Source organism: Coprobacter sp. (assembly GCF_982436375.1).
Window position 1 is genome coordinate 1 of sequence record NZ_CEWDCG010000288.1, and the last position, 2,769, is coordinate 2,769.

A 2,769-nucleotide genomic window follows, 5' to 3' on the forward strand; every position below is an offset into this window, starting at 1 on the left:
CTCTCTGTTTGGGCTTTGGGAGAATGCCTATCGTTTATCCTGGTTATGGTAAATTATTTTTAATTTAAAACTGTTCGTTGTTTTTTCATTTTGAATAATCAGAATTTTCTGAAAATTATTTTTGTTTATTGGATAAGAGAATATGTAGTTATCACTTATATATTTTCCAATGGAAATTTATTTTATTGAAAAATATATCTATCTTTGCAATATTATTTTCTTTTGAAAAATATTTTTACAGGAAATAAATAGGGATAATATGAAATATTTAATTGTAGGAGGAGTCGCCGGTGGAGCGACAGCAGCGGCTCGGCTTAGACGGAATGATGAACAGGCTGAGATTATATTGTTTGAAAAAGGTAAGTATATATCTTATGCCAATTGCGGACTGCCTTACTATATCGGTGGCATAATACAGGATAGAGAAAAATTATTTGTGCAGACCCCTGAAATATTCGGAAAACGGTTTAATTTGGATGTCAGGACAGAATCGGAGGTCATTTCTGTAGATCTCGGTCAGAAGAGAGTACTGGTGCGTAACGGTAAAGGAGAAGAGTATGCCGAATCTTACGATAAGCTGCTTTTGTCTCCGGGAGCAATACCCGTACGTCCTCCTCTTCCAGGAATCGATTCGGAGGGTATATTCACTTTGCGTAATGTCGATGATACCGATGACATTAAGAAATTTCTCCAGACTCGAGACGTGAAAAAGGCGGTTGTTGTCGGTGGCGGATTTATCGGGTTGGAAATGGCGGAGAATCTTTGGCATAATAATATCCGTGTTTCTGTTATCGAAATGGCAGATCAGGTAATGACTCCGGTCGATTATTCGACTGCGGCTATAATACACGAACATTTGCGTCAAAAAGGTGTGGATTTGTTGTTGAATGAGAGTGTAATCTCTTTTGAACGAACTGCTTCCGGATTAAAAGTGAATTTTAAAAGCGGGCGGGTCATAGATACCGATATGGTAATTCTGTCTATCGGAGTTCGTCCGAATAATTCGTTGGCTGTTAGTGCCGGGTTAAAAATCGGGGAACGAGGAGGAATTGTCGTTGATAAATTTCTCCGGACTTCGGACGAGAGTGTGTATGCCGTAGGGGATGTTATCGAGTATCCGCATCCGTTGACCGGAAAGCCTTGGATGAATTTTTTAGCAGTTCCTGCAAATCGTCAGGGGCGTATTGCTGCTGATAATGTGAGTAAAGGAAATGTCGTCATGTATGAAGGCGCTGTCGGGACTGCAATTGCGAAAGTCTTTGATATGACGGTAGCAACTACCGGCTTGCCGGCTAAGCGCTTAGCTCAGGAAAGTATTGATTATTGCTCTTCTATTACCCATTCGGGGTCTAATGCCGGTTATTATCCCGGAGCAGCACCTATGTCGATAAAAATTACTTTCGACCGACTGACCGGAAAGTTATATGGAGCTCAGATTGTAGGATATCAAGGTGTAGATAAGCGGATAGATCAATTTGCTCAGGTAATTAAGCATAATGGAACGGTGTATGATTTAATGACGCTGGAGCATGCTTATGCCCCGCCTTTTTCTTCAGCGAAAGATCCTGTAGCTATTGCCGGATATGTTGCCGGAAATATTTTGGAGAAAAAAATGAATCCGTTTTATTGGAGAGAGTTGAAGACTCTTGACCGAAATAAAGTAACGTTGCTCGACGTCCGTACAGCAGATGAGTTTGCATTGTGTTCTATTGAAGGGGCTAAAAATATACCGTTGGACGAATTGAGAGAACATTTGGATGAAATTCCTCGGAATAAGCCTGTATATGTATATTGTGCTGTCGGCTTAAGAGGGTATTTGGCTTCTTGTATTTTGAAAGGAAACGGATTTCAAGAGGTGAAAAATCTTTCGGGCGGATATAAAACTTATAGCGCAGTAATGCATTCTCTTTCTCCTGAAATTCCACAGTGTGAACCGGATGCGGTTATTCAGGATATCGATAATCAGAAAGTGCAAAAGCCGGTTGGCGTCTTAACCGTGGATGCGTGCGGATTGCAATGTCCGGGGCCTATACTCAAACTGAAGAAAAGTATCGATGAGATAGCGCCGGGAGAACGTGTAGAGTTGATTTCCTCTGATCCGGGTTTCTTAAGAGACAGTGCTGCGTGGTGTAAGCAGACAGGGCATAAGCTTATCGCTCAAACGGAAGCATCGGGAAGATTCTCGACTGTAGTTGAAAAGAATGTGAAGAAAGATGTGGACGTTCAGTCGGTATGTAGTACTCCCAAAGGGAAAACTTTTATTCTGTTTAGCGATGATTTGGATAAGGCTTTGGCTACATTTGTATTGGCAAACGGTGCGGCTGCAACAGGAGGAAAGGTGACTTTGTTTTTTACGTTCTGGGGTCTGAATGTTATAAAGAAGGAGATAAAACCAAAGGTTAAGAAAGATATTTTTGGCAGGATGTTCGGATTTATGCTGCCTTCGGACTCTTTGAAACTCAAACTCTCCAAAATGAATATGGGAGGATTGGGTAGACGTATGATGCGCTTTTTGATGAGTAAGAAAGGTGTAGATTCGTTAGAATCTATGCGACGTCAGGCTTTGGAAAACGGAGTAGAGTTTATTGCTTGCCAAATGTCTATGGATGTTATGGGCATACATCCCGAAGAGTTGTTGGATGAGGTTTCTGTAGGCGGAGTAGCTACATATATGGCTAAGGCGGATGAATCTAATGTGAATCTTTTTATTTAAGGAGTTATGAACTATAATACGAAAACTGACTACGGTTAACGATAATTAGCATAAAT

Annotated in this window: 1 protein-coding gene; it reads left to right on the plus strand. The window is 40.9% G+C overall.

Features of this window, described 5'->3' with window-relative positions; genetic code table 11:
* Nucleotides 1–259 precede the first annotated feature (259 nt).
* Entirely contained in the window at nucleotides 260–2,713 is a 2,454-nt protein-coding gene (locus AC1WHX_RS11715) for an FAD-dependent oxidoreductase (protein ID WP_302545855.1), read from the plus strand.
* Nucleotides 2,714–2,769: the final 56 nt, after the last annotated feature.